Source organism: Polaromonas sp. YR568 (genome assembly GCF_943369415.1).
In the GTDB taxonomy this organism is placed as follows: domain Bacteria; phylum Pseudomonadota; class Gammaproteobacteria; order Burkholderiales; family Burkholderiaceae_C; genus Polaromonas.
The window spans coordinates 120,495-146,684 of record NZ_CALRNF020000003.1 but is presented as its reverse complement, the minus strand read 5'-3'; the positions used below and the strand labels follow the sequence as shown (position 1 = coordinate 146,684).

23 protein-coding genes are annotated in these 26,190 nt (G+C 65.9%); 15 read left to right on the top strand and 8 right to left on the bottom strand.

What is annotated here, in order from left to right; translation table 11 throughout:
- Positions 1-4 precede the first annotated feature (4 nt).
- From ACLV74_RS03185 to ACLV74_RS03155, 7 genes are all read left to right on the top strand, one after another.
- A complete protein-coding gene (locus ACLV74_RS03185; protein WP_411877921.1) occupies positions 5-1,081 on the top strand; it encodes a branched-chain amino acid ABC transporter permease in 1,077 nt (358 codons plus the stop codon).
- Positions 1,082-1,164: 83 nt separating this feature from the next.
- On the top strand, positions 1,165-1,962 hold the full coding sequence (locus ACLV74_RS03180; protein WP_411877920.1) for an ABC transporter ATP-binding protein: 798 nt from the start codon (positions 1,165-1,167) through the stop codon (positions 1,960-1,962).
- The gene (locus ACLV74_RS03175) at positions 1,959-2,756 is read left to right on the top strand and encodes an ABC transporter ATP-binding protein (RefSeq protein WP_411877919.1); all 798 of its coding nucleotides are present in this window, start codon (positions 1,959-1,961) and stop codon (positions 2,754-2,756) included. The genes ACLV74_RS03180 and ACLV74_RS03175 overlap by 4 nt, the downstream gene beginning before the upstream one ends.
- Positions 2,757-2,883: 127 nt before the next feature.
- A complete protein-coding gene (locus ACLV74_RS03170) occupies positions 2,884-4,737 on the top strand; it encodes an AMP-dependent synthetase/ligase (RefSeq protein ID WP_411877918.1) in 1,854 nt (617 codons plus the stop codon).
- Between the two features lie 36 nt (positions 4,738-4,773).
- Positions 4,774-5,949, top strand: coding sequence for an ABC transporter substrate-binding protein (locus ACLV74_RS03165; protein ID WP_411877917.1), 1,176 nt, complete (start codon positions 4,774-4,776; stop codon positions 5,947-5,949).
- Positions 5,950-6,036: 87 nt separating this feature from the next.
- Positions 6,037-6,621 carry a YdeI/OmpD-associated family protein gene (locus ACLV74_RS03160; protein WP_411877916.1) on the top strand — a complete coding sequence of 195 codons (585 nt, stop codon included), beginning with the start codon at positions 6,037-6,039 and terminating at the stop codon, positions 6,619-6,621.
- A 108-nt stretch (positions 6,622-6,729) separates the two neighbouring features.
- Complete coding sequence (locus tag ACLV74_RS03155) at positions 6,730-7,281, top strand: MgtC/SapB family protein (protein WP_411877915.1); 552 nt, start codon at positions 6,730-6,732, stop codon at positions 7,279-7,281.
- A 38-nt stretch (positions 7,282-7,319) separates the two neighbouring features.
- On the opposite strand, the gene ACLV74_RS03150 is transcribed toward ACLV74_RS03155, so the two are convergent.
- Entirely contained in the window at positions 7,320-7,763 is a 444-nt protein-coding gene (locus ACLV74_RS03150; RefSeq protein WP_411877914.1) for a hemerythrin domain-containing protein, read from the bottom strand.
- A 90-nt stretch (positions 7,764-7,853) separates the two neighbouring features.
- Between ACLV74_RS03150 and ACLV74_RS03145 the strand changes: the two genes are divergently transcribed.
- From ACLV74_RS03145 to otsA, 7 genes are all read left to right on the top strand, one after another.
- Positions 7,854-8,810, top strand: coding sequence for a complex I NDUFA9 subunit family protein (locus tag ACLV74_RS03145; RefSeq protein ID WP_411877913.1), 957 nt, complete (start codon positions 7,854-7,856; stop codon positions 8,808-8,810).
- 242 nt (positions 8,811-9,052) lie between these two features.
- Positions 9,053-9,736 carry a glutathione S-transferase family protein gene (locus ACLV74_RS03140; RefSeq protein ID WP_411877912.1) on the top strand — a complete coding sequence of 228 codons (684 nt, stop codon included), beginning with the start codon at positions 9,053-9,055 and terminating at the stop codon, positions 9,734-9,736.
- A gap of 13 nt (positions 9,737-9,749) precedes the next feature.
- Positions 9,750-10,055, top strand: a complete 306-nt coding sequence (locus tag ACLV74_RS03135; protein WP_411877911.1) for an NIPSNAP family protein — start codon at positions 9,750-9,752, stop codon at positions 10,053-10,055.
- Positions 10,056-10,103: 48 nt separating this feature from the next.
- Positions 10,104-11,399 carry a multifunctional CCA addition/repair protein gene (locus tag ACLV74_RS03130; protein ID WP_411877910.1) on the top strand — a complete coding sequence of 432 codons (1,296 nt, stop codon included), beginning with the start codon at positions 10,104-10,106 and terminating at the stop codon, positions 11,397-11,399.
- Between the two features lie 54 nt (positions 11,400-11,453).
- Complete coding sequence (gene otsB / locus ACLV74_RS03125) at positions 11,454-12,293, top strand: trehalose-phosphatase (RefSeq protein WP_411877909.1); 840 nt, start codon at positions 11,454-11,456, stop codon at positions 12,291-12,293.
- Positions 12,290-14,149 carry a glycoside hydrolase family 15 protein gene (locus ACLV74_RS03120; protein ID WP_411877908.1) on the top strand — a complete coding sequence of 620 codons (1,860 nt, stop codon included), beginning with the start codon at positions 12,290-12,292 and terminating at the stop codon, positions 14,147-14,149. The genes otsB and ACLV74_RS03120 overlap by 4 nt, the downstream gene beginning before the upstream one ends.
- Before the next feature lie 121 nt (positions 14,150-14,270).
- Positions 14,271-15,653 carry an alpha,alpha-trehalose-phosphate synthase (UDP-forming) gene (otsA, locus tag ACLV74_RS03115; RefSeq protein ID WP_411877907.1) on the top strand — a complete coding sequence of 461 codons (1,383 nt, stop codon included), beginning with the start codon at positions 14,271-14,273 and terminating at the stop codon, positions 15,651-15,653.
- A gap of 649 nt (positions 15,654-16,302) precedes the next feature.
- Here the strand turns inward: otsA and ACLV74_RS03110 are convergent.
- The 7 genes from ACLV74_RS03110 to cadR form a co-directional block, all read right to left on the bottom strand.
- Positions 16,303-16,797 (bottom strand): thioesterase family protein, encoded by a 495-nt coding sequence (locus ACLV74_RS03110; protein ID WP_411877906.1) that lies wholly within the window; start codon positions 16,795-16,797, stop codon positions 16,303-16,305.
- 28 nt (positions 16,798-16,825) lie between these two features.
- Positions 16,826-18,814, bottom strand: coding sequence for a biotin carboxylase N-terminal domain-containing protein (locus tag ACLV74_RS03105; protein WP_411877905.1), 1,989 nt, complete (start codon positions 18,812-18,814; stop codon positions 16,826-16,828).
- 11 nt (positions 18,815-18,825) lie between these two features.
- Positions 18,826-20,004, bottom strand: a complete 1,179-nt coding sequence (locus ACLV74_RS03100; RefSeq protein ID WP_411877904.1) for an acyl-CoA dehydrogenase family protein — start codon at positions 20,002-20,004, stop codon at positions 18,826-18,828.
- A gap of 34 nt (positions 20,005-20,038) precedes the next feature.
- A complete protein-coding gene (locus ACLV74_RS03095) occupies positions 20,039-21,652 on the bottom strand; it encodes an acyl-CoA carboxylase subunit beta (protein ID WP_411877903.1) in 1,614 nt (537 codons plus the stop codon).
- Positions 21,649-22,533 carry an SDR family oxidoreductase gene (locus ACLV74_RS03090; protein ID WP_411877902.1) on the bottom strand — a complete coding sequence of 295 codons (885 nt, stop codon included), beginning with the start codon at positions 22,531-22,533 and terminating at the stop codon, positions 21,649-21,651. The genes ACLV74_RS03095 and ACLV74_RS03090 overlap by 4 nt, the downstream gene beginning before the upstream one ends.
- Positions 22,530-23,255 carry a TetR/AcrR family transcriptional regulator gene (locus tag ACLV74_RS03085; protein ID WP_411877901.1) on the bottom strand — a complete coding sequence of 242 codons (726 nt, stop codon included), beginning with the start codon at positions 23,253-23,255 and terminating at the stop codon, positions 22,530-22,532. The genes ACLV74_RS03090 and ACLV74_RS03085 overlap by 4 nt, the downstream gene beginning before the upstream one ends.
- Positions 23,256-23,335: 80 nt before the next feature.
- Positions 23,336-23,848, bottom strand: coding sequence for a Cd(II)/Pb(II)-responsive transcriptional regulator (cadR, locus tag ACLV74_RS03080; RefSeq protein ID WP_411877900.1), 513 nt, complete (start codon positions 23,846-23,848; stop codon positions 23,336-23,338).
- A 92-nt stretch (positions 23,849-23,940) separates the two neighbouring features.
- On the opposite strand from cadR, the gene ACLV74_RS03075 reads away from it, so the two are divergent.
- Entirely contained in the window at positions 23,941-26,190 is a 2,250-nt protein-coding gene (locus ACLV74_RS03075; RefSeq protein ID WP_411877899.1) for a heavy metal translocating P-type ATPase, read from the top strand.

Below are 26,190 nucleotides of genomic sequence, written 5' to 3'. Positions count from 1 at the left end.
CGTCATGCGCTTCATTTTTAAAACCGATTACGGCCAGGACCTCAAGCTCGCCAAACACCCGGGCCATGTGTTCTGGTACGGCACGCTGATGGGGGTCTTGCTGGCCGCGCCCTGGCTGATCGCCGAATACTGGCTCGCGCAGCTGACCTTTGTGATGATTTACGCCATCGCCGGCCTGGGCCTGATGCTGCTGGCGGGTTTCACCGGCCTGTTCTCGCTGGGCCATGCGGCCTTCCTGGGCGTGGGCGCCTATACGCAAGCCGTGCTCACGAATGCAGGGCTGCCCTTCCCCATCGCGCTGGCCTGCGCCGCCGCGCTCTCGGCCGCTGTGGGCCTGGTCGTGGGCCTGCCCGCCCTGCGCGTCAAGGGCATCTACCTGGGCATGGCCACGCTGTCTTTCGGCTTCATCGTCGAAGAGGTGTTCGCGCGCTGGGAAAGCGTGACCGGCGGCAATGCCGGCATCCACATCAAGGCGCCCGACATGTTCGGCTGGAAGCTCGCGAGCGGCGAGTCGTTTTATTTCCTCTGCCTCGTCATCACCGTGGCTTCCACGCTGGCCATCCTCAACCTGCTGCGCTCGCCCACGGGCCGGGCCTTTGTGGCGATACGCGACTCCGAGATCTCGGCGCAGAGCATGGGCATACACCTGGCGCACTACAAGACCCTGTCCTTCGCGCTGTCGGCCGCGCTGGCCGGCGTTGCCGGCGCGCTTTACGCCCACAAGCTGCAGTTCATCTCGCCCGACCAGTTCAACATCCTGCAGTCCATAGACCTGCTGCTGATGATCGTCATAGGCGGCGTGGGCTCGGTGCACGGTGCCTTCCTGGGCGCCATCTTCCTGATATCGATGCCGCAGGTGATCGCCCTGACCAAGGACTACCTGCCCGCCGCCATAGGCCAGGCGCCCGGCCTGCAGGCAGCCGTCTATGGCATGGTGCTGATCGCCTTTGTGCTGTTCGAGCCGCTAGGACTTTACGGCCGCTGGCTCAAGATCCGTACCTACTTCCAGCTCTTTCCGTTTTACCGCAAAGGCCTCTTCAAGCGGCAGAAATCCTTCCAGAAGTCGGACAGGTTGAAATGACCCCCACGCTTGTCACTTCGTGTACTACGCCGCCCCCCCGAGGGGGCCCTCGCGACTTGGGGCGGCCCGGCGTCGCTCGATCCATGACCGATATTCTTCTCTCAGCCAAAGACCTCAGCGTGCGCTTCGGCGGCGTGCTGGCTGTCAACAAGGTCAGCTTTGACGTCAAGGAGGGCGAGGTCTTCACACTGATAGGCCCCAACGGCGCGGGCAAGACCACGGTGTTCAACCTGATCAGCCGCATCTACACGCCCACCAGCGGCGAGATCGAATACCGCGGCGAAAAACTCACGGCCCAGCCGCCGCACAAGATTGCCGCGCTCGGCATCGCGCGCACCTTCCAGAACATCGAGCTGTTCGAGCACGCAACGGTGCTGCACAACCTGCTGATAGGCCGGCACACGCACCGCCGGACCGGCCTGCTGCACGACCTCTTTTTCACCACGAAGGCGCGCGAGGCCGAACTGCAGGCGCGTGAAAAAGCCGAGCAGGTCATCGACTTCCTGGACCTGCAGCACCACCGCGATTCCATGGTGGCCGGCCTGCCTTACGGTGTGCGCAAAGTCGTGGAACTGGCGCGCGCGCTGTGCACCGAACCGCGGCTGCTGCTGCTCGACGAGCCGTCTTCCGGCCTCAACGTCGAGGAGACCGGCGACATGGCCTTCTGGATCCAGGATATCCAGCACGAGCTGGGCATCACGGTGCTGATGGTCGAGCACGACATGACGCTGGTCTCGCGCGTGTCGGACCGCGTGCTGGCCATGAACCAGGGCGAAGTGCTGGCCGTGGGCACGCCGCGCGAGGTGCAGAACGACCCGGGTGTGATCGAGGCCTACCTGGGCTCGGTCGATGAAGTCTCTTCCCTGAGGAGATCGGCATGAGCGCGGCGCCTCCACCGGTCAGCGACCAGCCCGTCCTCAAGCTGCTCAACGTCGAAAGCGCCTACGGCCCGATCAAGGCCATACGCGGCGTGAGCCTGCAGGTGCGGCGCAGCGAAATCGCCACCGTGCTGGGCTCCAACGGCGCGGGCAAGTCCACCATCCTCAAAACCATCTCGGGCATCCTGGATCCGCGCAAGGGCTCCATCGACTTCAAGGGCCAGGACATCACCGCGCAGGACCCGGCCTTCATCGTGCAGCAAGGCCTGAGCCACGTGCCCGAGGGCCGCGAAGTGTTCCCGCTGCTCAGCGTGCGCGACAACCTGCTGATGGGCGCCTACACCCGCAAGGACAGCGATGGCGTAGCGCTGGACATGGAGGCGGTGTACGGCTACTTCCCCATCCTGAAAGAGCGCGCCGCGCAGGATGCCGGCCTGCTCTCGGGCGGCCAGCAGCAGATGCTGGCGATCTCGCGCGCGCTGATGGCCTCGCCCGACCTGATCCTGCTTGACGAGCCCAGCCTGGGCCTGTCGCCCAAGCTCACCAAGGAAATATTCGAGATCGTGGTGCGCATCAACCGCGAGCGCGGCACCACGATATTGCTGGTCGAGCAGAACGCCAACATGGCGCTCAGCGCCGCGGACTACGGTTACGTGCTCGAAAACGGCCGCATCGTGATGGAAGACACCTGCGCCCGCCTGCGCGAGAAGGAGGACATCAAGGAGTTCTACCTCGGCATGAAGGAAGACGGCGTGCGCGGCGAGCGTCGCTGGAAGAAGAAAAAGACTTGGCGGTGAGAAAGACGCCCCCTGAAGCGGCCTTCGGCCGCCTCCCCCCACTGGGGGGCGATGCTTGCGGCCCGGCAAAGCCGGTTCCGCGGCATCCTTGCACTGGACCTGTTGGGTCGCGGTATTGGAGTTTTGAATGAGTAATCTCTGGGACTTGAGCCACATCCAGCCCGAATATGACGTTGTCATGCCGGGCGAGACGATTCCCGCCGTGTTCTGGAACGCGGTGGCGCAGCGCGGCGGCAAGACCTGGATGCGGCAAAAAAAGCTGGGCATCTGGCGCAGCTGGAGTTGGACGCAGACCGGCGACGCGGTGCGCGAGATCGCGGCCGGGCTGCTGAGCCTGGGCTTTGCGCGCGGCGAGTGCGCCTCCATCCTGTCCAACACCGTGATCGACTGGGTGCTGGCCGACCTCGCGGTGCTGAGCTGCGGCGGCGTCAGCAGCGGCATCTACCCGACGGACGCGGCCTCACAGGTGCATTACCTCTGCGAGGACTCGCGCACCACGCTGCTGTTTGTCGAGGACGACGAGCAGCTCGACAAGACGCTGGAAGTGCGGCCCCAGCTGCCGCTGCTGCGCCGGGTGATCGTGTTCGACATGGAAGGCCTGCGCGACCTCGACGACCCGGGCGTGATGAGCCTGGACGCGCTGCGCGCGCTGGGCCGCGGCTACCTGGCCGAATACCCCGACGCGGTGGAAGAACGCGCCGCGGAGTGTGAACCCGAAGACCTTGCCATCCTGGTCTACACCTCGGGCACGACCGGCAAGCCCAAGGGCGCCATGCACAGCCACCACGGCCTGGTGTTCACCGCGCGCGGCTACAACACGCTGGTGGCGCAGGACGAAGACGATGAGCGCATGTGCTTCTTGCCGCTGTGCCACATCGCCGAGCGCATGGGCGGCGAATATTTTTCGCTGTACGCGGGCGCCAGACTCAACTTCGTCGAGAACCCCGAGACCATTCCCGAGAACGTGCGCGAAATCGCACCCACGGTGTTCACCGCCGTGCCGCGCGTGTGGGAGAAGTTTTATTCCGGCGTGATGATCGCGCTCAAGGAAGCCAGCTGGTTGCAGCAGGCCGCCTACGCCTGGAGCATAGGCGTGGGCATGCGCATCGCCGACACGGTGCTGGCGGGCCGGCCTGTCGGCAGGGGGATGAAGATACGGTTCACGCTGGCGCGCTGGCTGGCGCTCAACAACACGCGCAAGCTGATCGGCATACACCGCGCGCGCTTTTGCGTGACGGGCGCGGCGCCGATCTCGCCGGACCTGGTCAAGTGGTACATGGCGCTGGGCGTGCCCATGCTGGAGGTCTGGGGCATGACGGAGACCTGCGGCGCCGCCAGCGGCGTGCCGGCCAGCCGCATGAAGCCGGGCTCCATAGGCCCGGCCGCCGGCTACAACGAAATGCGGCTGGACCCGGCCACCGGCGAGATCCTGGTGCGCGGCCCCAACGTCTTCATGGGCTACCTGAACCAGCCCGAAAAAACCGCGGAAACCCTGGACGACCAGGGCTGGCTGCACACCGGCGACGTGGGTGTGATGGACGAGGAAGGCTACTTCAGGATCACCGACCGCATGAAGGACATCATCATCACGGCCGGCGGGAAGAACGTGACGCCCAGCGAACTGGAGAACGAGCTCAAGTTCTCGCCCTACGTGACCGACGCGGTGGTCATAGGCGACAAGCGCCCCTACCTCACCTGCATCATCATGATCGACCAGGAAAACGTCGAGAAATTCGCCCAGGATGCGGACATACCCTTCAGTAATTACGCCAGCTTGACGCGGGCGCTTGAAGTGCAAGAATTGATCCAGTCGGAAATCGACCGGGTCAACAAAAAGTTTGCGCGGGTCGAGCAGATCAAGAAATTTTTCCTGCTCGATACACAGCTCACGGCGGAGGATGAAGAACTCACGCCGACCATGAAGCTCAAGCGCAGGCTCGTAGAACAAAAATACGCCCCGCACATCGAGGCCATGTACTGAGCACGAGTGGATAAAAAACCTTTCAGGAGACAAACCATGAGACTGAAATCAAGCACCGTACTTTCCGCGCTCGCCTGTGCCGCCGCCCTCGCGGCCGCGCCGGCGCAGGCGCAAAGCCAGGGCGTCAGCAAGACCGAAATCACCCTGGGCTCCATCCAGGACCTGTCGGGGCCGCTGGCGGGCTTCGGCAAGCAGATACGCAACGGCATGACCTTGCGCGTGGACGAGCTCAACGAGCAGGGCGGCATCAACGGCCGCAAGATCAAGCTCATCGTCGAGGACTCGGGCTACGACCCCAAGAAGGCGGTGCTGGCGGCGCAGAAACTGGTGAACCAGGACAAGATCTTCGCCATGGTGGGCCACCTGGGCACGGCACAGAACCTGGCGGCCATGCCGGTGCAGTTCGAAAAAAACGTCATCAACTTCTTCCCGGTGACGGCCGCCCGCGAGATGTATGAGCCCTTCCACAAGCTCAAGTACTCGTTCGCCGCCACCTACTACGACCAGATGAAGGCCGCCGTGCCCAAGCTGGTCAAGGAGAAGAACGCCAAAAAAGTCTGCTCCATGTACCAGGACGACGAGTTCGGCCTGGAAGTGCAGCGCGGCGCCGACGACGGCCTGAAAACCATAGGCATGACCATGGTCGAAAAAACCTCCTTCAAGCGCGGCGCCACCGATTTTTCGTCGCAGGTCGCCAAGCTCAAGGCCTCGGAGTGCGACCTGGTGGTGCTGGGCACCATCATCCGCGAGACCATAGGCGGCATAGGCACGGCGCGCAAGCTGGGCTACAACCCGGTCTTCCTGGGCTCCAGCGCCGCCTACACCGACCTGATCCACAAGCTGGGCGGCAAGGCCATGGACGGCCTCTACGCGACCATGACGGTGCAGAACCCCTACCTCGACGAGGCTTCGCAACCGATCCGCTTCTGGGCCAACAAGTACAAGACCGCCTTCAACGAAGACCCCACGGTGTTCTCGGTCTACGGCTACACGGTGATCGACAGCTTCATCCGCGCCTCGCAAAAGGCCGGCGCCACGCTGTCGACCGACAGCTTCATCAAGGCCATGGACACCATGGTGTACCCGCCCGACATCTTCGGCAGCTCCGAAGGCAAATTCGGCCCGCAAAAACGCCTGGGCAACAACCAGTCGCGCCTGTCGGTGCTGCAGGATGCGCGCTGGAAAGTGGTGTCGGACTACATCACGCAGTGAGCGCCTCGGCCTCTCACCGAAACAACCGCCTCCGGGCGGTTTTTTCATGGCCTTGCGGCTGGCCCCGCGTGTCGCGCACAATGCCGCATGCCCGCCGCACCCGACACCCTCGCGACCCTTCATTGCAAAACCACAAAGAACTGGGAGACCTGGCTGGCCAAACACCATGCAAGCAGTCCCGGCATCACGCTGAAGATCGCCAAAAAGGATTCGGGCATCGCTTCCGTCTCCTATGCGGAGGCGGTGGAAGCCGCCCTCTGCCACGGCTGGATAGACGGCCGGCGCAACGCGCTGGACGGGGAGTTTTTCCTGCAGAAGTTCACGCCGCGCCGCACGCGCAGCATCTGGTCCAGGATCAACTGCGACAAGGCCATGGCGCTGATCGCATCCGGCAGGATGCAGCCGGCGGGCCTGGCCGAAGTCGAACGCGCCAGGGCCGACGGCCGCTGGGACGCGGCCTATGACGCGCAGAGCAAGATCACCGTGCCCGACGACCTGGCCGCCCTGCTGGCCAAAAAGCCCAAGGCAAAAGCCTTCTTTGAGTCACTCGATTCGCGCAACCGCTTCGCCATTCTGTTCAGGCTGCAGACCGCGAAGAAAGCCGGGACGCGCGAACGCCGGCTTGCGCTGTTTTTTGCCATGCTGCAGCGCGGGGAAAAAATCCATCCCTGACATCTATCCCCTGAAAGCGGGCAGGGCTTCTGCTGACGCTACGCAGTGGAGAAGGTACATTCGGCGGGCAAACCCATCCACAAACCGAACAAGTGACAAGGAGTCCGCATGGCATCCAGCTGGTGGCAGCAAATCGGTGAAACCATCGCCTCGGAGTTTTCGGACCTGCCCGATGCCGAGCAGGCCACGCGCGTCATGGTGCGCCTGACGCTGGCCGCCTTTCTGGGCGGCCTGCTGGGCATAGAGCGTGAACAAAAAGGCAAGGCCGCCGGTGTGCGCACCCACATGCTGGTGGCCATGGGCGCCGCGATGTTCGTGCTGGTGTCTCAGCAGACCGGCATGCTCAGCGCCGACCTGAGCCGTGTGATTCAAGGCATCGTCGCCGGTGTCGGCTTCCTGGGCGCGGGCGCCATCCTCAAAGGCCACGTCAAGGGCCACAGCGACGACGAAGAGCAAGTCAAAGGCCTTACGACCGCCGCCGGCATCTGGCTGACCGCCGCGATCGGCGTGGCGGCCGGCATGGGGCGCGAAGCAACCGCCGTGCTCAGCACCTTGCTGGCGCTGGGGATTCTGGCGGTGGTGCCGCGGCTGGTGCGGATGATGGAGAAGCCGGAGCCGCTGCTCAAGCCCGACGGCGATACCCGGCGCGACGGTTCATAAACCTGCCGGGGGCCTGCGCCCAGGCAAGCCGTGGTGTTTCAGTCCTTGGTGCGCTGCGAGACAAATTCGCCTTCGTAGCCCTTGGCCAGCGACAGCTTCTCGGCCTCGCTGAGCACCTTGCCTGCCAACTGGAACACACCCTGCTCCTCGTCCTCAAGGTGGTGGTAAATCTTGTGGTGCAGTTCCTTGGCCGTGGCCAGCCAGGCCGGTGAACTGAAATCGGTCTCTTCCAGCGTCTCCACCAGCTTGTCCATCTGGTGGTGTTCCGCGATGCCGTGGCGTGAAGGCTCCTGGGTCATGTCGTGCGCGATCAGGGGCACATAGAAAAAACGCTCCTCGGCCGCCGCATGCGCCGCCAGTTCGCGCTTGAGCTCCTTGAACAGTGAATCGCGGTCCGGGCTGTCGCCCTGGGTCTTGATCAGGTGGTCGGCCAGCGCGCGCTGGGTGTCGTGGCTGGTTCGCAGCGCTTCAAAAATATTCATCGGGAAATTATGCGGAGCGGGAGGGACCCGGCGTGTAGGCCAAGACCGGATTTCCGCGCAAGTAAACGCAAAAGCGCTAAATTAGGGCCTATGAACAAAATACTCCTCCTGGGCGGCACCGGCTTTGTCGGGCGCCATGTCTGTGAAAAACTGGCCCAGCTGCAATGCCGCGTCACCGTTGTGACGCGCCGGCGCGACAACGCCCGCCACCTGCAGATGCTGCCGCTGGTCGACGTGATCGAGGCCGACCCCCACGACAGCAGCTCGCTGGCGCCGCTGCTGGCCGGCCACGACGCCGTCGTCAACCTGGTCGCCATCCTGCACGGCTCGCAGGCCGCCTTCGACAAGGCGCACGTGGCGCTGCCGCTGGAACTGGCCCGCGCCTGCGAGGCCAGCGGCCTGCGCCGCATCGTCCACATCAGCGCATTGGGCGCGTCAACCGGCTCGCCGTCGATGTACCAGCGCAGCAAGGCGCGCGGCGAAGCCGTGCTGCTGAGCACCGGGCTGGACGTGACCGTGCTGCGGCCCAGCGTGATCTTCGGTGCCGAAGACAAATTCCTCAACACCTTCGCGCGGCTGCAGCAGCTGTTCCCCCTGATCCCGCTGGCCGCCGCCGATGCGCGCTTCCAGCCCGTGTGGGTGGAAGACGTGGCCGACGCCATCGTGCATTGCCTGCAGGATGCCGACACCGTGGGCCAGATTTACGAGGTGTGCGGGCCCGAGGTGTTCACGCTGCGGCAGCTGGTGAAGCTGGCGGGCCGCTACGCCGGCATCCACGGCGGCAAGGGCCGGCCCGTGATCGGGCTCCCCGCCGCACTGGGCCGGCTGCAGGCGCGCCTCATGGAACTGGCGCCCGGCGAGCCCATGCTCAGCCGCGACAACCTCGACGCCATGGCCAGCGACAACGTGGCCACCGGCAAGCTGCCCGGCCTTCAGGCGCTGGGCATACACCCGGCGGCGCTGGATGCGATTGCCCCGTCCTACCTGGGCGCGCAGGGCTTGCGCAGCGGGCTGATGGCCAAACGCAAGACGGCCGGCAGGTTTTAAGCCCCCACGCTCCCCCACTTCGTGTGGGTCGCTGCCCCCCGAGGGGGCCGCTGCGCCTGCGGTCTGGCAAAGCCAGTCCCGCGGCCCTGACTGGTAAAGAGAAAGCCTTCAGGGAAGAATCGAAGCGGGGGTCCAGCATCAATTTCGAGGGTTTTTAGCATCAATCGCGATTTCGTACGGCGGTAGCATCGCAAGTCGCTTCGCCTTGACTTTCGACTTCATCACCAGCAGACGGGGACCCCATGCTCAAGCTCTACATCGGCAATAAAAATTACTCTTCCTGGTCCATGCGCCCCTGGGTGCTGCTCAAGCAGGCCGGCATTCCTTTTGAAGAGGTCAAGCTGCGTTTTGACTCCTTCGATGCCAATTCAAGCTTCAAGGAAAAAATCGGTGGTGTGAACCCGACCGGCCGTGTCCCGGCGCTGGACGACGGCGGTTTTGTCGTCTGGGATACGCTGGCCATTGCCGAATACCTGGCCGAGCGCTTTCCCGACAAAAAGCTCTGGCCGCAGGACGTGAAGGCGCGCGCCCGGGCGCGCAGCATCTGCGCCGAGATGCACAGCGGCTTCGGCGCCCTGCGTTCGGCCTGCCCGATGAACATCGAGGCCGACCTGTCGGACATGGGCCAGCTGATCTGGCGCGACAAATCGGCGGTGCGCGCCGACGTGCAGCGCCTGGTCGAGATGTGGACGGAATTGCTGGAGCAGTACAAAGGCCCCATGCTGTTCGGTGAATTCACCATCGCCGATGCCTTCTTCGCACCCGTGTGTATGCGCCTGAGCCGCTACGCCCTGCCCGTGCCGCCGGCCATCAGCGCCTACATGCAGCGCGTCACCGCGTTGCCCGGCGTCAAGACCTGGATAGACGACGCGCTCGCCGAAAACGATTTCCGCGACTTCGAAGAGCCTTACCGCGTGAAGCGCTGAAGCAGGAGACACCATGGTCACGATTTACCTGCGCTACGTGCTCAACACCGCCAAACTCAAGGAGTTCGAGCACTACGGCAAGCTGTGGATCCCGCTGGTCGAAAAATTCGGCGGCAGGCACCACGGCTACTTCATGCCCGGCGAAGGCGCCAACAACATCGCGCTGGCCCTGTTCACCTTCGACAGCCTGGCGGCCTACGAAAGCTACCGCCAGCGCTCGTTTGAAGACGCGGAGTGCCAGGCGGCGTTCAAGTACGCCGAGACCACGGGCTGCATCGTCAGCTACGAACGCAGCTTCTTCCGGCCCGTGTTCTCCTGAACAGCGATGCCGGGACCGCCCCGGCCGCCAACCGCTAAACTGGCCGTCATGCAGATTTACATGGTCGGTGGCGCGGTGCGCGATGCCTTGCTGGGCTTGCCCGTGCAGGACCACGACTGGGTGGTCGTGGGTGCCACGCCCGGGGAACTCGCGGCGCAAGGCTATTTGCCGGTGGGCAAGGACTTCCCGGTGTTCCTGCACCCCGAAACGCGTGAAGAGTACGCACTGGCCCGCACCGAGCGCAAGACCGCCCCCGGCTACCGCGGCTTTGTGATGCACGCCGAGCCCGATGTGACGCTGGAGCAGGACCTGGCGCGGCGCGACCTGAGCATCAACGCCATCGCGGCGCCCGCACGCGGCGACAGCGCTCCCGGCAAGTTCGAGCCCGATTTTTCCGCGCTGATAGACCCCTTCGGCGGCCAAAAAGACATCGAAGGCAAAGTTCTGCGCCACGTGACGGACGCGTTCCGCGAAGACCCGGTGCGCATTTTGCGTCTGGCCCGTTTTGCCGCACGGTTCCCCGATTTTTCGGTGGCGCCCGAAACCCTGGCGCTGATGCGTGACATGGTGGCCGGCGGCGAGGTCGATGCGCTGGTGCCTGAACGTGTGTGGCAGGAACTGGCACGCGGGCTCATGACGGACAAGCCTTCGCGCATGTTCGAGGTGCTGCGCGAAAGCGGCGCACTCGAAAAATTGCTGCCCGAAGTCGCGCGCCTCTGGGGCGTGCCGCAAACCGCCAGCCACCACCCCGAGGTCGACACCGGCATTCACCTGATGATGGTGCTGGACATGTCGGCTCAGCTCAAGGCGCCCTTACCCGTGCGCTTTGCCTGCCTGTGCCACGACCTGGGCAAGGGCACCACGCCGGCCGACGTCCTGCCGCGCCACATCGGCCATGAAGAGCGCAGCGCGCGCCTGCTCAAGGACGTGTGCGAACGCCTGCGTGTGCCGGTGGACTGCCGCGAGATCGCCGACGTGGTGGCGCGCGAGCACGGCAACATCCACCGCAGCGAAAGCCTGGGCGCCGCGGCCGTGGTGCGGCTGCTGGAGCGCTGCGACGCCCTTCGCAAGCCCCAGCGCTTCGCCGACATTTTGCTGGCCTGCGAATGCGACGCGCGCGGCCGCCTGGGCCTGCACGATTCGGCCTATCCGCAGCGCCCCCGTTTGCTGCAGGCCCTGGCCGCGGCCCAGTCGGTGCAGACACAGCCGCTGGCGCTTGAGGCGCAGGCGGCGGGCCGCGACGGCAAGCAGATCGGCGAAGTGATCCACAAGGCACGCGTCAAAGCGGTGCAGGCCGGCATCCCCGGCACCGATACAGGGCAGCCGCCTCCCGCTCCAGGGTAAAAAGCGAAACCGGCCTACAGCGCTCCGGCAAGGCCTCTGCTAAGGTGAATGGCGATGCATTTATCACCTTCCTCATCAGCGTCCGCGCCTTCATCGCTCTCACCACTTTCCGGCCCCGCCGGCCAGTTGCCGGCCATCAACGCGCAGACCGCGCTCTTTCTGGACTTTGACGGCACATTGGCCGACCTGGCGCCCGAGCCCGACGCCGTGCTGATTGCCCCCGGCGTGATCCCGGCCCTGATGCGGCTTTCGGCGCAGCTTGACGGCGCGCTGGCGATTGTCTCGGGCCGCAGGCTGGCCGACCTTGACGCTTTCCTCTCACCTTTGCAGTTGCCCCTGGCCACCGAGCACGGCGCGCAGCGCCGCGACACGCGGGGGCGCGTCGCCAGCCTGGCGGAGCCCGACCTGCGGGCGCTCGCCGAACGCGCCACCGAACTGGCCGCGCAACACGACGGCCTGCGCGTGGAAATCAAGCAGGCGGCCGTGGCCCTGCACTACCGCCACGCGCCCGAACTCGAAGCGCTTTGCCTGCAGGTCATGCAGGAGGCCGCCGACCGCACGCCCGGCGTCGAGCTGCTGCGCGGAAAATTTGTTTTTGAAGTCAAGCCGGCCAACGTCAGCAAGGGCTCGGCGATCAAGGCCTTCATGGCCGAACCGCCCTTTGCCGGCCGACTGCCCTTGTTCGCCGGAGACGACACCACCGACGAAGCCGGCTTTGCCGCCGTGCAGTCGCTGGGCGGCGAGGGCATCAAGGTGGGCGAAGGCGCCACCGTGGCGCGCCATCGCTGCGCGTCCCCCGAGGCGCTGCGCCAGTGGCTGCATGCGGCCTTCGGCGGCATGGCCAAAGAAGAAAATAACGATGCACCGGCCGCCGCGCCAGAAAGCCGATCATGAGCATCAGCGCCGACTCCCTGCACTTCGCGCCGCCGGCCGAGCCTTCGCTGGCCATGGGCGTCATCGGCAACTGCGCCTTCAGCGCGCTGATCGACGCGCGCGGCCGCATCGTCTGGTGCTGCCTGCCGCGCTTTGACGGCGACCCGGTGTTCAACGCGCTGCTCGAACCCCAGCCCGGGCAAGCGGACGCGACGGCCCCCGGCACGCACGACTCGCAGTCCAGCGCCTTTGCCATCGAGATCGAGGACTTCGCCGAGGCCAAGCAGTGGTACGAACCGAATACCGCCGTGTTGCGCACCCAGCTGTTCGACACGCGCGGACAGGGCATAGAGATCACCGACTTCGCGCCGCGGTTTTTCAGCCGCTCGCGCTTTTTCAGGCCCATGACGCTGGTGCGCCGCGTCAAACCCATCCACGGCGCGCCGCGCATACGCGTCTCGCTGGACGTGCGTTTCGACTGGGGCCGGCGCAAGCCGCTGATCACCCAGGGCAGCAACCACCTGCGCTTCGTCGGCGACGAGCTCACGCTACGCCTGAACACCGACGCGTCGATTTCTCACCTGCTGTCAAAGCAGCCTTTTGTGCTGACGCGCGAACACAACTTCCTGCTGGGCGCCGACGAGTCGCTGCCCGAAGGCATTTCCGACACCGCGCGCCTGTTCGAGCAGGAAACCATTTCCTACTGGCGCAAGTGGAGCCAGCGCCTGCACATCCCGCTGGAGTGGCAGGAGGCCGTGATACGCGCTGCCATCACGCTCAAGCTCTCGCTGTTTGAAGACACCGGCGCCATCGTCGCCGCCATGACCACCAGCATTCCCGAGGCGCCCGGCAGCCAGCGCAACTGGGACTACCGCTACTGCTGGCTGCGCGACGCCTTTTTTGTGGTGCGCGCGCTCAACAGCCTGTCGGAAGTCGGCACCATGGAAGACTACCTGCGCTGGCTCAGCAACGTGGTGGTGCAGTCCAAGGGCGGGCACATCCAGCCGCTGTACGGCATAGGCCTGGAGCGCGAGCTGCCCGAATCCACCATGGTGCACCTGGGCGGCTACCGCGGCATGGGCCCGGTGCGCGTGGGCAACCAGGCACAGGAGCACTTCCAGCACGACGTCTACGGCAACGTGGTACTGGGCGCGGCCCAGGCCTTTCACGACCACCGGCTGCTGCACCGAGCGGGCGCCGCGGAATTCAAGCGGCTGGAGGAAGTCGGCGAACAGGCCGTGCACAACTACGACAAGCCCGACGCCGGCATGTGGGAGCTGCGCACGCGCGCGCGCATCCACACCTCGTCGGCCCTGATGTGCTGGGCCGCCTGCGACAGGCTGGCCAAGATCGCGGTGACGCTCAAACTGCAGGACCGCGCCGACTACTGGCGCCGCCATGCGGCGGTGATGCAGGAGCGCATCCTGCGCGAGTCCTGGAGCGAAGAGCGCCAGTCCTTCGCCGAAAGCTTCGGCGGGCGCGACCTCGACGCCAGCGTGTTGCTGATGATCGAAGTCGGCTTCATCGACCCGAAAGACCCGCGCTTCATCGCCACGGTGGACGCGCTGGAAACCCATTTGTGCGACGGCCCCTACATGCGCCGCTATGAGGCGCCCGACGATTTCGGAAAACCCGAAACCGCCTTCAACATCTGCACCTTCTGGCGCATCGACGCGCTGGCGCGCATAGGCCGCAAGGAACAGGCCCGCGAAATCTTCAACACCATGCTGGCCGCGCGCAACCACGTCGGCCTGCTGTCGGAAGACACGCACCCGGTAACCGGCGAGATGTGGGGCAACTTTCCGCAGACGTATTCGATGGTGGGGATCATCAATGCCGCCGTGCGCCTCTCCACGCCCTGGGAGAGCCAGGTATGAAGATGAACACCCCCGCCGGATGCTCACTTCGTGTAGCACCTCCCCCCCTTGCAAGGGGCTGGCGCCTGCGGCCCGGCAAAGCCGGTTCTGCGGCCCCCGCTGATACGGAAGGTTGCGCATCATGAGCCGTTTGGTTGTTGTCTCGAATCGCGTGGCCGATCCCCGCAAAGCCGCGGCCGGCGGCCTTGCCGTCGCGCTGGGTGATGCACTGAACGCCACCGGCGGGCTGTGGTTCGGCTGGAGCGGCACCGTGGTCGAAGGCGGTGCGCCGGGTGAGGGCGAGCTGCACGTGCAACAGGCCGGCGACGTCACCCTGGCCACCGTGGACCTGTCGACGGAAGACCACGCGGGCTACTACCTGGGTTACAGCAACGGCGTGCTGTGGCCGGTGTTCCATTACCGGCTGGACCTGGCGCGGTTCGACGCGGGTTTCATCGAGGCCTACCGCCGCGTGAACCGGCTGTTCGCGCACAAGCTCATGGCCCTGCTGCAGCCCGACGATATCATCTGGATCCACGACTACCACCTGATCCCCATGGCCGCCGAGCTGCGCGCCATGGGCTGCAACAACCGCATCGGCTTTTTCCTGCACATCCCGCTGCCGCCGCAGCAGATCCTGGCGGCCATTCCGCAGCACGAATGGCTGATGCGCGCGCTGTTCGCGTACGACCTGGTCGGCTTCCAGAGCGAGAACGATTTGCTGCACTTCTCGCGCTACGTGCAGGCCGAGGCCGGCGCCGTGGCGCTGGGCGGCAACCGCTTTCGCGCCTTTCACCGCACAGTGCGGGCGGGCGCTTTCCCGATCGGCATCGACGTCGACGAATTCGCGGCGCTCACGCATGCGCAGGACGCGCGCGACATGTACGAGCGCATGAAAGAAGAGTATTCACGCCGCAAGCTGCTGCTGGGCGTGGAGCGGCTCGATTATTCCAAGGGCCTGCCGCAGCGCATGAAGGCGTTCGCGACCCTGCTGAAAAAATACCCCGAAAACATCCGCAGCGCCACGCTGATCCAGATCGCCTCGCCCAGCCGCGAGGACATGGGCACCTACACCGACCTGCTGCAGGAACTCGAAAGCCTGTGCGGCGCCACCAACGGCAATTTTGGTGAACTCGACTGGATGCCGATACGCTACATCCACCGCAACGTGGCGCGCAAACGCCTGCCCGGCCTGTACCGCGTGGCGCGGGTGGCGCTGGTCACGCCGCTGCGCGACGGCATGAACCTGGTGGCCAAGGAATTCATCGCCGCGCAGGACCCGGCCGACCCCGGCGTGCTGGTGCTGTCGCGCTTTGCCGGCGCGGCCGAGCAGCTCGAAGACGCGCTGCTGGTCAACCCCTACGACATCGACGGCACGGCCGACACCATACAGCGCGCCCTGCAGATGCCGCTGGTGGAGCGGCAGGCCCGGCACCAGAAGATGCTCAAGAACATTCGGGAGTTTGATGTGCATTGGTGGCGGAAGGAATTTCTTAATGCCCTAGGCTACGAGGGTCCTGCTTAGCTGATGTTGTAGCTTGCTCCGGCGGTGCGTCCCCTGCGGAGGATTGCTGGCCGGGGGTTGCCCGGCGGCAACTCACTTTTCTTTGCTTCGCCAAAGAAAAGTAAGCAAAAGAAAGGCGACCCTGGTGTCTGCGTCCCCTGCGCTTCGCTCCGGGGCAACCTGCGGTGCTCGGTTCAGGCGGGGTCTCGCTAAACTCGCTACGCTGCGCTTCGCTCAAACAACGCGATCCCTTATCCGCCTGAACCTGCGCTCCTCGGCGCATACACAAGGGGTGGGGACAGGAATACCAAATACAAAAAGCCGAAGACAGAAATCCGAATACCTGAAGAAACAAGGACACGCCATGGCGTGTCCTTGTTTGTATTTGTCCCCGCTCCAGATCCCGATTGCCCCTTGTGGATGCGCCGAGGAGCGGAGGGCCAGACGGATCAGGGCAAAAACTTGTTTGAGCGAAGCGAGTTGTTTTTGACCCCGGCTGGACCGAGCACCGCAGGTTGCCCGCAGCGAAGCGGAGGGACGCAGCAACCAGGGTCGCCTTTCTTTTGGGTACTTTTCTTTGGCGAAGCAAAGAAAAGTGCCTCGCCCGCCGGGGCGAGACCCGGCCAGCAACCCTCAGCAGAGGGCGCGCGCAAGCCGGCGCAAGACCCGGCTAAGAAACGATATACGCCCCCGCTCCGGTCGAAAACAATTTTCCGTCGGCGCCCAGAAACTCCATCCGCGTGCTGGCCACACGCGAACCAAGCCGCAGAACTTCGGCGCGAAGTTCAAAGTACTCACTGATCCCCGGCCGCAAATAGTCAATCCGCAAATCAATCGTCCCCAGCTTGGCAAAGCGGTGCAGCCGCTGAAGCGGCGCTTCGTCCATATGCCGCGCGCCTATGGCGGCCATCACCGCCAGCCCGCCCATGGCGTCCAGCCCGGCGCTGATCACGCCGCCGTGGATGCGGTTGTGGGCATAGTGGCCTATCAGTTCGTTGCGCATGTCGATGCGGGCCGTGACCCGGTCGGCCGTCACCGAGGTGATCTTGAGCCCCAGCAGCTTGTTGAAAACGATTTTTTCTTCGAACAGGTCTTTGAGGCCGGCGATGAATTCGGGTTCGAACTCGATGGTGCCGGCGGGGGTGGACTGGGGTGCTTTGGTCATGGTGGTGATTGTCGTGCAGCGAGATGCTTCATGCGTCAAACCTCAGCAAGACCTGGCCGGGCGCGGTTTGCTGCCCGGCCTCCACCATCACGGCCGCGAGCACCGCGTCGTGCGGGGCGTTGACCGCATGTTCCAGCTTCATGGATTCGATCACCAGCAAGGTGTCGCCGCGCCGCACGGCCTGGCCGGGCACGGCATGCACGGCGATGACCTTGCCGTTAAAAGGCGCGCGCAGTTCCTTTGACGCGGCCACGCCGCCAGAGCTTGCGGCTTCAAAGCTCGCGTCTTCCAGGAACAGGTCGACACCGCCCGCTTGTACATGCCAGCGCCTGGCCGGTTGCCCCACGGCGTCTTTGAGACGCACGGCCGTGGCCTCGCCAGCGTCCGCCATCACCATCTGCCGCGACTGGCCGCCGGCCTCGACCTCAAACCGGCCCTGGCCCCGCTCCCGCACATGCAACTCCAGCACCTCGCCGCGATGGCGCAGCCTCAGCGGTTTGGGAAACGGGCATGGCAGGTCGGCAGCCCCAGGGAAAAGCGCCGCCAGCGCCAGTGGCACAAGCGCATCCTCCTGCGCCTTCTTCAATGACGCGCGCAACCCGGCGCCGTGATCCGCCAGGAAAGGAATCAGCGCATCACCGGCCCTGAACACCGGATGACCCAGGCAGGCAGCCAGAAAGGCGCGGTTGGTCGGCAGGCCCAATACCTCGGTGCGGCCCAGCGCCGCGATGAGCTGGTCCACCGCCTGGTCGCGCGTGGCGGCATGCACCACCAGCTTGCCCAGCATGGAGTCATAGTGCGGCGACACCACCAGGCCTTCAAACAGAGCATGGTCGAAGCGGATGCCAGAAGGCGCGCGAAAGCGCTGGACCGTGCCGGCATGCGGCGTGAAGTCTTCGTCCTCGGCGCACAGGCGCACTTCGATGGCGTGGCCGGTGAACACCACCTCTTCCTGCGCCAGCGGCAGCGCCTCGCCTTGCGCGACGCGCAGCTGCCACTCGACCAGGTCCAGCCCCGTCACCGCTTCGGTCACGGGATGTTCGACCTGCAGCCGGGTGTTCATCTCCATCAAAAAGAAATTAGCCCCCACGCTTGCCACTTCGTGTGCTGCGCTGCCCCCCGAGGGGGCCCTCGCGCCTTGGGGCGGCCCGGCGGCGCTCAAGTCGGGGCCGTCGACAAGAAACTCCACCGTGCCCGCGCCCACATAGCCCGCCGCCTGCGCGAGCGCGACGGCCGCGCCGCACATGCGCGCGCGCAAGGCCGCATCGATGGCGGGACTTGGTGTCTCTTCAACCAGTTTCTGGTGGCGCCGCTGCACCGAGCAGTCGCGCTCGCCCAGATGGATGTAACGGCCGTGCGCATCGGCGAAGACCTGCACCTCGACATGCCGAGGATTCAACAAGGCTCTTTCGATCAGCAGCTCTTCGCTGCCAAAGGCCGAGCCTGCCTCCGAGCGCGCGCTGCGCAGGGCAGCCGTCAATCCCTCGGCCGACGGCACCAGGCGCATGCCACGCCCGCCGCCGCCCGCCACGGCCTTGACCATGATGGGGTAGCCGATGCGGCCGGCCTCGGCTTCAAAACGCGCATCCGACTGGTCCTCGCCCTGGTAGCCCGGCAGGCAGGGAACACCTTGCGATTGCGCCAGCTGCTTGGCGGCCGACTTGCTGCCCAGCTGCCGGATCGCGGCCGGCGGCGGCCCTACCCAAGTGAGGCCCGCCGCTATCACCGCTTCGGCAAAGGCCGCGTTTTCGCTGAGGAAGCCATAACCCGGGTGCACCGCATCAGCGCCGCTGTCACGCGCGGCGGCAATCAGCTTGTCGATGCGCAGATAGGTATCGGCGGAGCTGTCGCCGCCCAGCGCACAGGCTTTGCCGGCCTCGCGCACATGCAAGGCCCCGGCGTCGGCATCCGAATACACGGCCACCGTGCGCATGCCCATGGCATGGGCGCTGCGCAGGATGCGGCGGGCGATCTCGCCGCGATTGGCGACCAGCAGGGTCCTGATTTTTTGTGTCATGCGCCGCCGGCTCAGGAAGGCTTCTTGCCGGACTTGGCCACGCCCATGATCCTGGCGATGATGCCCATCATGACCTCGTCGGCGCCGCCGCCTATGGAGGCCAGCCGGCCGTCGCGGAACATGCGCGCGACCTTGTTTTCCCAGGTGTAGCCCATGCCGCCCCAGAACTGCAGGCAGGTGTCGGGCACCAGGCGGTTGAGCCGCCCGGCCTTGAGCTTGGCCATGGAGGCGAGTTCGGTCACATCCTGGCCCTGCACATACAGCTCGCAGGCGCGGTAGGTCATGGCGCGCAGGCTTTCGACTTCGGTCTTCATCTCGGCCAGCTTGAACTGCACCCATTGCTGGTCGGCCAGCGCGGCGCCGAAGAGCTGGCGCTCATGCGCCCACGCCACCGTCCATTCAATGCAGTTGCCCAGCGACTGGATGCAGCTGGCCGCGCACCACAGGCGCTCTTCCTGGAACTGCATCATCTGGTAGACGAAGCCCGAGCCTTCGCTGCCTATGAGGTAGCGCTGCGGCACGCGCACCTCGTCGAAATAGATGAGGCCGGTGTCGGACGAGTTCATGCCGATCTTCCTGATCTTCTTCGCCGCCTCTATGCCTTTGCGCAGCTTGCCGTTCTCGCGCATGGGCACCATGACCAGGCTTTTGTTTTTGTGCGCCGGCCCTTCGCCGGTATTGACCAGCATGCACATCCAGTCGGCCTGCAAGCTGTTGGTGATCCACATCTTCTGGCCGCTGATGACGTAGTCGCCGCCGTCCTTGCGCGCGTGGCTTTTGATCGATGCGACGTCGCTGCCCGCGCCGGGCTCGCTCACGCCAATGCAGCCCACGGCGTCACCGGCAATCGCGGGGGCCAGGAATTCGCGCTTGAGTTCGTCGCTGCCGAAGCGGGCGAGTGCCGGCGTGCACATATCGGTCTGCACGCCTATGGCCATGGGCACGCCGCCGCAGTCGATGTGGCCCAGCGCCTCGGCCATGGCCACGGCGTAGGAATAATCGAGGCCCGCGCCGCCGTATTCTTCGGGCTTGGTCAGGCCCAGCAGGCCCAGGTTTCCGAGTTTTTTGAACACCTCGTGCGCGGGGAATATCTCGGCCGCCTCCCATTCGTCGACATGCGGGTTGATCTCGGCGTCTATGAAGCGCTTGAGGGTTTTCTGGATTTCCAGGTGTTCGTGGGTGTACTGCATTTTTTGTCTCCGTCTCTTGGGGGTGGCGGGCAGCCTACATGCGCGCCACGCCGAACTGCAGGGGTCTCAGTTGCCGCGCTTCCGCCTGCGCGCAAATGTCCAGGCACTGCGCCAGCACCGCGCGCGTGTCGCGCGGGTCTATCACGCCGTCGTCCAGCACCAGGCCCGAGGTGTAGAACACGTCGGCCTGGGCCTCGAACATCGCAACGATCTTGTCGTACTGGGCTTGCGACTGGGCCGCGTCGGGCGCGAGGCCCTTGCGCGCGAGCGCAGCCTCACCCACGATCTGCATGGTGCGCGCGGCCTGCTCGCCGCCCATCACCGCGGTCTTGGCCCCGGGCCAGCTGAAGAGGAAACGCGGCGCATAAGCGCGGCCGCACATGCCGTAGTTGCCCGCGCCGAAGGAGGCGCCGCACTGGAGGGTGATCTGCGGCACCGTGGCGTTGGTGACGGCCTGGATCATCCTGGAGCCGTGCTTGATCATGCCGGCCTGCTCGCTTTCCTTGCCCACCATGTAGCCGGTGGTGTTCTGCAGGTAGATGAGGGGATGGCCCAGCTGGCACATCAGCTGGATGAAGTGCGTGGCCTTGTTGGCGCCGGCCACGTCGATGGGGCCGTTGTTGCTGAGGATGCCGACGGCGTGGCCGCCAATCGAAGCCTGCACGCAGACCGTGGCCGCGCCGTAAAGCGCCTTGAAGGGCAGGAAGTCCGAGCCGTCGACCAGCCGCGCGATCACCTCGTGCATGTCCAGCGGCTGGCGCAGGTCGCCGGGCACCAGGCCCAGCAGTTCTTCCGTGGGATACAGCGGTTCCTGCACGCTACCCTTGGCGGTGGTTTGCGCCCATGCGGTGCGCGCCACCACCTCGCGCGCCAGGCCCAGGGCTTCGCGATCGTCTTCCGCCAGCTGTTCGCCCAGGCCCGACACGGTGGTGTGCATCTCGGCGCCGCCCAGTTCTTCCTCCGTTGCCACCTCGCCCGTGGCCGCCATCAGCAGCGGCGGGCCGGCCAGGAAGGCGCGCGAGCGATTGCGCACCATGACGACGACGTCGCTCAGGCCCGGCATGTAGGCGCCGCCGGCCGTGCCCGATCCATGCTGCACGGTGACGACGGGAATGCCGGCGGCCGACAGGCGCGCCAGGTTGCGGAACAGCGCGCCGCCCTGCACAAAACCCTCGACCCGGTAGCGCATGAGGTTGGCGCCCGCGCTTTCGACCAGGTGGATGAAGGGCAGCTTGCCTTGCAGCGCGATCTCCTGCACGCGCAGGATTTTTTCCAGGCCCATGGCCTGCACGGCGCCGGCTTCTATGCCGGAATCGCTGGCCACCACCATGCAGCGCACGCCGCTGACAAAACCGATGCCGGCCACCACGCCGCCGCCGGGCACCGACTGGGCCGCCTCCTTGCCGTCCTGCAGGTAGCCGGCCAGCGAGCACAGCGGCAGCCAGGGCGCGCCGGCGTCCAGCAACAGCGCCACGCGCTCGCGCGGCAACAACTGGCCGCGCTTGTCGAAGGCGGGCCGCGACTTCGCCGAAGCGGCGGCGCTGCGCTCTTCCAGCGCGCGCAGTGCGTCCATGCGCGCCAGCATCGCTTCACGCCGCTGCAAGGCCTGTGGCGACTGCGCATTCCACGCGGACTGGAACAGCGTCATGGCTGGAAGACTTTCGGTGTTTCGGCCAGGTGAAAGCCGTCGAAGGGCTTGATGGCCTCACGTTGCAAGGCCTCGGCGTCAGGCTGCTTCATGGGCCAGCCCATGCGCACCTGGGGCCGGGCGCCGTCCACGCGCAGCGTTGTGCCGCTGATGAAACCGGCGGCCTTGCTGAGCAGGAACACCACGGCGGCCGAGGTTTCGCTTTCGGTGCCGAAGCGCCCCAGCGGCACGGTGTGGCGCATCTCGCGCAGCATGGGGCCGGCCTCGGGCGGGTAGTGGTCCATGCCGCTGGAGGCGATATAGCCCGGCGCCACCGCATTCACGCGCACGCCGCTTTTGGCCCATTCGGCCGCCGCGGTCTCGGTCAGGCTCACCATGCCGGCGCGCGCCGCGCCGCTGTGGCCCATGCTGGGCATGGACCCCCACATGTCGGCCACGATGTTGACGATGCTGCCGCCCTTGTCCTGCATGGCCTGCAGGTAGCATTCGCGCGCCATCAGGAAGCCGCCCGTCAGGTTGGTATTGATGACGGCCTCCCAGCCCTTGGCGCTGATGGATTCCAGCGGCGTGATGTACTGGCCGCCGGCGTTGTTGACCAGTCCGTCGATGCGGCCTTGGGCCACCACGATGGCGGTGATGGTGATCTTGACGGCTTCTTCCTGGCGGATGTCGCAGGGGTGAAAACTCACGCGGCCGCCCTGCGCCACGATTTCGCCGGCCACGGCGTGCAGCTTGTCGAGCTTGCGGCCTATGAGCACCACGTGCGCGCCCAGCGCTGCGAGCTCATGCGCGATGCAGCGCCCTATGCCCGAGCCGCCGCCGGTGACGACGATGACCTGGCCGGCAAAGAGACCCGGCTGGAAAACGGATTGGTAGCTCATGCCGCCCCCCTGGATGGCTTGCCCCGCGCGGGGCTGTGGATGAAAAGCGCCATGGCCGCGTCGGTGAGGTCGTCCAGCGTGGCCGGCTTCTTCGCGTCAAACCATTGCACCGACCAGTTGAGCGCGCCGAACATCAGGAGGCGCGCCAGCTTCACCGGCCCCTTGAGCTGCCCTGCTTCGGCCAGGGCTTGAAGCACGGGCTCCCAGACAGCCTCGTAATCGCTTTGCAAGGTCGCCAGCAGCGCGCGCTGGCGGGCCGTGATGGAGCGCGACTCATACAGCATGACCGGGATGAAATCGCTGCCGGGGCCCAGCAGCACGTCGAAGTGGTTGCGCACCAGCAGCCGCAGCAGCGCGGAGGCATCGGGCGCGGACGGCCCGGCCGCTTCCAGCGCCGCGGCCTGGCGCTGCTGGGCCGAGCGCATGCCCTCGTCCATCACCGCGTAAAGCAGCGCGCCCTTGCTTTTGAAATGGTAGAAGGGCGAGCCGCTGTGCATGCCCACCGCCGCCGCGATATCGCGCGTGCTGGTGGCGTCAAAGCCTTTCTGGCGAAACAGGCGCGCGGCGGCGTTGATCAGCTCGACCCGGCGGTTGCCGTCGTCGCGTTCGTCCAGGGTTTTGCGCGGGCGGCCGCGCGGGCGTTTTTCAGCGCTGTCGTTGCCGGTTTTTAAGGGAATAGAGGCGCGTACGGCGGGGCGCGAACGCGCGGCGGGTTTGTCCATAAAGAGGGACCTTAGCAAAACCCGGTATTTTTAGCAAGCAAGCGCTTGGCATAAATACAGCGAGCCGCTTGAAACACTTGCTAACACTTCGCCACAGGCTTGGCGCGGCCCTCTTTCGCGGGCGAGCCCACCTGCGGGTGCGTGCCGTGGATGTGCGCCGCGTGGCCTTTGTCCGCCGGAATGCGCTTGCTGCTTTGCTGCAGCGCGGCTTTTTCCAGGCCGCTGAGGATGCCGCAGTCACCGCCCCCGCCGCTGGCGCACTGCTCGCGCAGCAGTTTGAGGTCTTTTTCCAGCGCCTTGAGTTCGCGGATACGCGTGGCGACGTGGCTGATGTGCTCGTCCAGCAGGGTGTTGACGTCGGCGCAGCTGCCGGCGGGCGCGTCCTTGAATTCCAGCAGAGTGCGGATTTCAGCCAGCGTCATGTCCAGCGAGCGGCAGTGGCGTATGAAAGCCAGGCGCTGCACATGGCTTTCATCGTAAATGCGGTAATTGGCGTCGGTGCGCGCCGCTTCGGGCAGCAGGCCCTCACGTTCGTAATAACGTATGGTTTCGGTCTGGGTCTGCGCGGTTTTGGCCAGTTCTCCGATTTTCATGGCGGCTCCTTGGACATCGTCCCAACACCGCTGTAGGGTCACTTCACAAGCCGGCTTGACTCTAAGGCCGCTACAGGGTTTCCAATTAAGCCATGAAACCTGAAAACACCCTCGCCTCCAGCCACCATGCCCCTGCCGGCGACTGCTGCGGCGCCCCCCATGCCGCCGCCGTGCCCGTGCCTGTCATCCCGGGCGCCGCGGGGCGCACCTTCCGTATCGCCACCATGGACTGCAGCGCCGAGGAGTCGGACATACGCCGCGCACTGGAGCCGATTGCCGGCATACGCTCGCTGGGCTTCCAGCTGGGCGCGCGCACGCTGCGGATTGAAGCCGGCGAAGAAGCCTACGCGCCGGCGCTGGAGGCGATACGCAAGGCCGGGTTTGACCCGCAGCCCGTCCGGGCAGGCGCCGCCGCGCAAGCCGGCGGCGATGACCATGAGGGACATGACCACGACCACAGCGACCACAGCCATGAGGGCGGCTTCGGCAGCGGCGCCACGCGCCTGGTCGCGGCGCTGGTGCTGGCCGTGGGCGCCGAGGCCGTGTCGTTTTTTGCGCCCGACCTGATGGCCTGGAAGGTCGCCGGCATGGCGGTGGCGGCCGTGGCGATCTGGCTCGCAGGCCTGGACACCTACAAAAAAGGCATGGCCGCCCTGCTGCGCGGCAAGCTCAACATCAACGCGTTGATGTCGGTGGCCGTCACCGGCGCCTTCCTGATCGGCCAGTGGCCGGAAGCCGCGATGGTGATGGCGCTGTATGCGATTGCCGAACTCATCGAGGCCCGCGCCGTGGACCGCGCCCGCAATGCGATCAAGGGCCTGCTGGACATGGCGCCCGAGCAGGCGCTGATGCAAGGCGACGGCGGTGCATGGACTGCCACGCCGGTGGCCGCCGTGCCGCTGCAGGCGATCGTGCGCATACGCCCCGGCGAGCGCGTGCCGCTGGACGGCCTCATCACCCAGGGCAGCAGCGCCATCAACCAGGCGCCCATCACCGGCGAAAGCATTCCGGTCGACAAGGAAGTTGGCGACGCGGTGTTTGCCGGCACCATCAATGAAACCGGCGAGATCGAAATCCGCGTCACGGCGGCGGCCGGCAACACCACGCTGGCGCGCATCATCCACGCCGTCGAGCAGGCCCAGGGCACACGCGCGCCCACGCAACGTTTTGTCGACCGCTTCGCCGCCGTCTACACACCGGCCGTGTTCGCCATCGCCGTCGCGGTGGCGGTGTTGATGCCGCTGCTGGCAGGCCTCACCTGGCAGGAGTCGCTGTACAAGGCGCTGGTGCTGCTGGTGATCGCCTGCCCTTGCGCGCTGGTGATTTCCACGCCCGTCACCGTCGTGAGCGGCCTGTCGGCCGCCGCGCGGCGCGGCATCCTGATCAAAGGCGGCACCTACCTGGAAAGCGCGCGCCTGCTCAAGGCCGTGGCGCTCGACAAGACCGGCACCATCACCGAAGGCAAGCCGCAGCTCGTGGACTGGCGCGCCTGGGGCGGCGCGGATGCCGCGTCCGCCGCGCAGCTGGCCGCGGGCATGGCCTCGCGCTCCGACCATCCCGTGTCCAAAGCCATCGCGGCGGGCTTGAAAGGTGAAGCCGCCGAGGTGCAGGACTTCAAGGCCCTGGCAGGGCGCGGCACGGAGGGCGTGGTGAACGGCCAACGCCTGGTGCTGGGCAACCACCGCCTGATCCACGAACGTGGCCTGTGCGGCGCGGAACTGGAAGCCGAACTGGCCCAACACGAGCAGCAAGGCCGCACCGTGACCCTGCTGGCCGACGAGACCCGTGTGCTGGCCCTGTTCGCCGTGGCCGACACCATCAAGCAGACCTCGCGCCAGGCCATCACCGACCTGAAGGCGCTGGGCGTCACGCCCGTGATGCTGACCGGCGACAACGCCGCCACGGCGCGCGCCATCGCCAGCCAGGCCGGCATTGAAGACGCGCGCGGCGACCTGCTGCCCGAGGCCAAGCTCGAAGCGATACGCGACATGCAGCAGCGCTACGGCGCCACCGGCATGACGGGCGACGGCATCAACGACGCGCCCGCGCTGGCCCAGGCCGACATCGGCTTTGCCATGGGCGGGGCCGGCGCCGACACCGCCATGGAAGCGGCCGACGTGGTCATCATGAACGACAACCTGGAGCGCGTGGCCGAAACCGTGCGCCTGTCACAACGCACGCACGCCATCCTGTGGCAGAACATCAGCCTGGCCCTGGGCATCAAGAGCGTCTTCCTGGTGCTGGCCGTCTTCGGCACCGCCACGATGTGGATGGCGGTGTTCGCCGACATGGGCGCCAGCCTGCTGGTGGTCGCCAACGGCTTGCGGCTGCTGCGCAAATAA